Below are 5,683 nucleotides of genomic sequence, written 5' to 3' on the forward strand. Positions count from 1 at the left end.
GGGCCGCGGTGCCCGTGATCGCCAGCAGGGCGGTCCCGCCGAGATCGCCGGAGAGCATCGCGGCGCGGCGTACGGCCTCGACCGGACGGCCGGCGGCGCGGGCGACCGCATCCGTCAGTGCGCCTTCGAGTGCTCCGGTACGAAGTTCTCCGAGCAGCACGCCGGCGATGAAGGCCTGCTCTCGCTCGGTGGCTGCCGCCATCAGAGTCCGAAGGGTGGCGGCGCGTTCCACGGTCGAGCCAGCGCCTGCGGCTGCCAGCAGCCGGTCCAAGGCAGCGTCGAGGTGGGCGATAGTGAGGTTCGGCTCAGGAGCGGGCTCGCCCCTGGCCGCCCTCATGCCGCTCCAGCCGATCCCGACTCGGCCCTGGCGTGGCCTGGCGGTGAGCAAGCCGACCGCCGTCGGGATGTCCGCGGGGTCGAGCCGGAGCAGCAGACCTGCCAGTTCGTTGACCTTGGCGAGCCGGGAGCGGGTGGCCGCGACGGCTTCCGAGGTCCTCACGAGCTCGTCGAGCAGCATGGCACCAGTCTGTCACGGCCGCTGGCTATGGACAGCGATTAGACCCTGTTCCAGAATGGGCGCGTGGGAATCATCGTCGCCAACCTGTTTGTCACCCTCGACGGCGTCTATCAGGCGCCGGGCGGCAGCGAAGAAGATACCGCGGGCGGATTCGCCTTCGGTGGCTGGCAGGCGCCGGTGTCCGATGACGAGGCCGGCGCTGCCATCGGCGAGGAGATTGGCCGCATCGACGCCCTGCTCCTCGGTCGGAAGACCTACGACATTTTCGCGGCCTACTGGCCGCACCAGTCCGACGAGATCGGCGGCACGCTCAACCGGGTGCCCAAGTTCGTCGTCTCCAATTCACTGGTTGCTCCGGCGTGGGCGGGCACCAAGGTGCTGCCAAATGCAGCGGCAGCGGGCCGGCTCCGTGAAGAGTTCGACGAGGTGCACATGTTCGGCAGCGGCGTCCTCATCCGGTCGCTGCTGGCGGCGGACGTGCTCGACCGCCTCCACCTCTGGCTCTATCCGATCATCCTCGGGCAGGGCAAGCGCATCTTCGAGGCCGGGACCGTCCCCGCCTCCTTCCGCCTCGCCGAGCCGGCGCGCACCTTCCCGAAGGGGGCAGTGTCGCTGGTCTACGAGCGCGCGGGCAGCGTGGCGACGCAGGACATGCCGGGCGCCTGATGGGCCAGGTTATCGCGTCCATCACCACGTCCGTTGACGGGGTTCATTACCGGCCCTGACGACAGGCCCGGGTGCGGCCTGGGCAGGGGCGGAGAGCGCCTGCGCTACCGGGTGATGGGCGGCGCGTGGAGCTACGACGGCGGGCACAACTTCGCGATGCACGGCCCCGACAAGGATTTCTACGACGAGCTCGTGGCCGGCATCGTGGTCGGCATCGTCGGCCGCGGGATGTATGACGCCGCAGGGCTTGGGGAGGGACCAACCCGTTCGCCGGCCCGCTTTTCGTGCTCGGCAGTGCAAGACCCTGATTGCGACCGAGGCCTGGAGTCCCGTTCACTGCGACGCACTTTCGTCCTCTCAGCTGCCCACTGAGCGCATGATGACCTCTCTGCCAGCGAGGAGGGAAACGGCCCGGGGGATGGGCCCGAAGCGTGCGCAGCGTTGGGCATGCACGGGCGGCGAACGTGGGCAGTGACGGTATTTCGCCGGTGAAATAGCGCATTCACGTATGCGTCGGACTCCGGCTGGCACCGGACAACGGTGACGCGAGGCGGAGAGATGGCGTGCGTTGGAGCGGAACTCTCACGGAGCGAAGGGCGGCGGCAGTTCGCTAGGCACTACATCAAATGCTTACAAAAGAGGGTGTGGACAGTGTCCACACCCGGGGCTTCGGAGTCGGTTGTACCGGCGTCGGACTGGGCCGGACTGGGGAGGTTTTCGGCGGAGCGGCGGATTCGCAGGGGAAGAGGCTGGTTCGAGTCCCACCTCGGGCACGTATTCCCCCTCGTCAGAGGGGGTTTTGCTTTTAATGTGTGTACATTGACCCTCCGCGGGTCCCTCTGACACTGGCCGCGGGATGTGCCTGGCGCCGCGGTGGCCTGTGAAGTTGTGTGGGTGGCGGGGTCAGGGTCCTGGCTGGTGGGCCCTCCGCCTGCTGGGATATGGGGTTATCCATACTCTTTTCTGGCTTGTTCTGATGGCCGTTGTTGGCCATCACTCATTCATGGGCAAGGGCTGTGTTGACGACACGACCAAGCGAGATTGTCTTCCAGGATCTTCCTTGGTTCGCTGCTTCCTGCGGGCCAAGCAGAGCAGGATCACCGCGCCTTGGTCCGGCCAAAGGGGTGTTGACACTGTCCACACCCGGGGGTCGGCAATGCCCTGGCCCGCGCTTTGGCGGACGCCGGAGCCACGGTGGTGCTGAACGGGATTAACGCCGAGCGTCTGAAAGCTGCCGAAGTTGCCCTCGCGGGGGATTTTGCGCCTGGCCGGATCCACAGCTGCGCTTTTGACGTGGCGAAGGATGCTGAGGCCGCAAGGGGCGTGGCGTGGGTCGAGGAGAATGTTGGCCCCCTGGAAATCCTGGTGAACAACGCGGGAATACAGCACCGGGTGCCGATGCTGGACCTGGACGTGGCGGACTGGGAACGGGTCATCAGCAGGGACCTCACCCGCGCCTTTCTGGTGGGACGCGAAGCCGCGCGGTTTATGATCCCGCGCGGGCACGGGAAGATCATCAACATTTGCTCGGTCCAGACAGACCTGGCCCGTCCCACCATTGCACCGTATGTTGCAGCGAAGGGCGGACTGCGGAACCTGACCCGTGCCATAACAGCCGAGTGGGCTGCCTCGGGTTTGCAGATCAATGGCATAGCTCCGGGCTCCACACCGAGATGATTTTGGGCCGGACCCCGGCGAACAGATGGGGGACCGTCCAGGACCTTGCCGGCCCCGCGGTGTGGCTGGCGTCGGACGGCTCGGACTTTATGAACGGTCAGACCATTTTAATCGACGGCGGAATGACGGTGGTGGTCTGATGGCGACTTTTACAGCGCTGCCTGGGTCCGGTCCCGCCGTGGCCCACGCCGCCGGTGACCTGAGGGTGGACCACTTGCCGATCGCGGCACCCGCCCCGAACCAGGCCGTCGTCGAGTCTCTTACGGCGGAATCTGTGGCTCCGACCTGCACTACTGGCTCCACGGCGCGGCGGGGGAATCCATCCTGAAGGCGCCACTGGTGCTGGGGCACGAGATTTCGGGGCTTGTAGTCCGGGCCGCGGACGGAACGGGTCCCGCCCCGGGATCTCCGGTGGCAGTCCACCCTGCCACGCCGGGTCCCGGCGCGGGGGACGTCCATTACCTGGACGACCGTCCGAACCTGTCCTCTGGCTGCACTTACCTGGGCAGCGCGGCACGGTTCCCGCATACTGACGGCGCGTTTGCCCGGTACGTGAATTTGCCTTCCAGGATGCTGCGGACGTTGCCGGCGGGACTGGACCTCCGGACCGCAGCGCTGATCGAGCCGGCATCGGTGGCCTGGCACGCGGTGGCAAGGGCGGGTGATGGGGCGGGCAAGACCGCGCTCGTGATCGGCAGCGGCCCCATCGGCGCGCTGGCGGTAGCGGTGCTGAAGCGGGCCGGCGCGGCCCGGATTGTCGCCGTCGACCTGCACGCCAAACCCCTGGACATCGCCGCGGCCGTCGGGGCGGACGAAGTGATCACCGCCGGCGACGCTGACGCGATCATCGCCGTGCCATCACCAGAGAACTCGAACTCAAGGGCTCGTTCCGCTTCAACGACGAAATCGACGACGTCATCGCCGCTCTTGCCGACGGCTCGCTGCAGATCGACCCTGTCATCACTCACGAGTCATGACCAGGAAAATACCGCCTCTGGTGGTGACGGGCGTTTCCGGCTGCGGGAAGTCAACAGTCGGTTCCCTGCTGGGGAGCGGCTGGGCGTCCCGTTCTTCGACAGCGACGGCTTTCACCCGCCGGCCAACAAGGTGAAAATGGCCAGTGGCACCCGTTGGATGACGAGGACCGGGCGCCGTGGCTCGCGGAAAGCGGTGCTGCCCTGGCGACTGCTTTCCGATAACCTGCCTTTCGGCAGCCTGAGTTGGGGGAAAGGCTCCCAATGGCACATCTTTCCTTGAAGAGTTCGATTAACGCTGCTTGTATAGGCGCTGGATGGGGTTTGGTGGCCGGCATCTTGATCGCACATGCCCTCGAGCCGGTGGTGCGTTTATATCCCGGGAAGGCACGACGTGGTCGGGGGGAGCCCGCGGATCCATAGGGGGCAAGCGAAACGCCACGGGTGGCATTCTCGCACTTGTATTCTTGCCGTGAAAACAATCCCTGATGCTGTCCGGCCTAGAGCAGCTGGAAGCGGCTAGGGCGTGTCTCCTTATTGGCGTAGCCAGATGGCGACGGCGTAGAGGACGACGCCGGCGCGGTAGGTCAGTGCGGGTTTGTCGTAGCGGGTGGCAATGCTGCGCCACTGTTTGAAGAGGCTGAAGGACCGCTCGACAGTGTTGCGGCCTTTGTAGGTCTCGGAGTCGAAGTTCACCGGGCGACCGCCGCGTGATCCGCGGCGTTTGCGGTGCCCGATCTGGTCGGAGGGTTCCGGGATGACCGCTTTGATGCCCCGTTCGCGCAACAGCGACCGGTTCGCCCGCGACGAGTACGCCTTATCACCCATCACGGCATCAGGCCGGGTTCTGGCGCGGCCACCACCAAGCCGAGGCACCCGTACTGCTTCCATGACCACGGGGAACATGGGCGAGTCGCCGCCCTGTCCGGGGCCAAGAATCATCGCCAACGGCCGGCCTTTGCCGTCGCAGGCGTGATGGATCTTGGTGCCTAGGCCGCCGCGGGATCGGCCGATGGCGTGGTCGGGAGGTTCAGCAAACAGTTTCTTGTAATTCGGGAGTTCCCCCTGTGGTGCGGGAAGGTTCGTCCCGTGCTGGTGGGCTCGGTTGATGGTCGAGTCCACCGAAACTGTCCAGTCGATCTGACCGGCGGCGTCCGCTTCGGCCAGAAGCCTGGCGTGGATCCGGTCCCAGGTCCCGTCGGAGGCGAAACGGCGGTGCCGCTTCCAAACTGTGTGCCACGGACCGAACTCCGACGGAAGGTCCCGCCAGGCGATCCCGCACCGGTACCGGTAAATGATGCCTTCTACAACCTGGCGGTGGCCTCGGAACGGGCGGCCGCGCCGCCCGTTCCGAGCTCGGCAGCAACGGCTCGATCCGGGACCACTGGCTATCACTCAGTACAGATGTTCGCGACACCATCAAGCATTCCAGCCAGTTGACCACTGATTTAGGAGACACGCCCTAGGAGCCTGCTGAATTAATCGCGAGCGTCAAGGCGCGTCGGCTGGACTGGCGCGGCTGGTGGTTAAGACTGGTCTTATGCAGGGACGCGAGGACGCGCAGCGCGGGTATTTGGATGTGGAGGCACTGGCCGGGGAGTTGTTGGCTCCGGGCAGTGTGTTCGCTTTTCTGGCCGGGCATCGGGGCCGGTTGTTTCCCGATTCAATGATGGAGGACCTCTTCCCGTCACGGCGGGGCCGCCCTTCAGTTCCGGCACCCGTGATCGGATCGGTGCTGGTGCTGCAGGCGTTGCAGGGTCTTTCTGACCGCGAAGCGGCGGAGGCTTTGACGTACGACCTGCGCTGGAAGGCCGCGTGCGGGTACGGGCTCACCGATACGGCGTTTCAC

At 66.0% G+C, this 5,683-nt stretch carries 4 protein-coding genes and 3 pseudogenes; 5 read left to right on the top strand and 2 right to left on the bottom strand.

The window, feature by feature from the left end; genetic code table 11:
• A pseudogene (locus J7I92_RS22195) lies at nucleotides 1–517 on the bottom strand (ATP-dependent DNA ligase); the annotation flags it as partial.
• Nucleotides 518–580: 63 nt separating this feature from the next.
• On the opposite strand from J7I92_RS22195, the gene J7I92_RS22200 reads away from it, so the two are divergent.
• The 4 genes and pseudogenes from J7I92_RS22200 to J7I92_RS22215 all read left to right on the top strand — a co-directional run.
• Nucleotides 581–1,183 carry a dihydrofolate reductase family protein gene (locus J7I92_RS22200; protein WP_214844026.1) on the top strand — a complete coding sequence of 201 codons (603 nt, stop codon included), beginning with the start codon at nucleotides 581–583 and terminating at the stop codon, nucleotides 1,181–1,183.
• A 33-nt stretch (nucleotides 1,184–1,216) separates the two neighbouring features.
• Nucleotides 1,217–1,555: a hypothetical protein gene (locus J7I92_RS22205; RefSeq protein WP_214844028.1), complete on the top strand. Its 339-nt coding sequence runs from the start codon at nucleotides 1,217–1,219 to the stop codon at nucleotides 1,553–1,555.
• A gap of 774 nt (nucleotides 1,556–2,329) precedes the next feature.
• Nucleotides 2,330–3,000, top strand: a pseudogene (locus tag J7I92_RS22210) (SDR family oxidoreductase); the annotation flags it as partial.
• Nucleotides 3,000–3,831 (top strand): annotated as a pseudogene (locus J7I92_RS22215) (alcohol dehydrogenase catalytic domain-containing protein); the annotation flags it as partial. The pseudogenes J7I92_RS22210 and J7I92_RS22215, both read left to right, overlap by 1 nt.
• 537 nt (nucleotides 3,832–4,368) lie before the next feature.
• Here J7I92_RS22215 and J7I92_RS22225 read toward each other — a convergent pair.
• Nucleotides 4,369–5,251 (bottom strand): IS5 family transposase gene (locus tag J7I92_RS22225; RefSeq protein ID WP_311380460.1). Its coding sequence is split into 2 segments (ribosomal slippage): nucleotides 4,369–5,184 and nucleotides 5,186–5,251, totalling 882 coding nucleotides; the frame shifts between segments, so codons are not numbered across the junction.
• 123 nt (nucleotides 5,252–5,374) lie between these two features.
• Here J7I92_RS22225 and J7I92_RS22230 point away from each other — a divergent pair.
• On the top strand, nucleotides 5,375–5,683 hold a 309-nt coding region (locus J7I92_RS22230; RefSeq protein WP_214840820.1), incomplete at its 3' end, for a transposase.

The organism is Arthrobacter sp. ISL-72 (assembly GCF_018613755.1).
GTDB lineage: Bacteria > Actinomycetota > Actinomycetes > Actinomycetales > Micrococcaceae > Arthrobacter.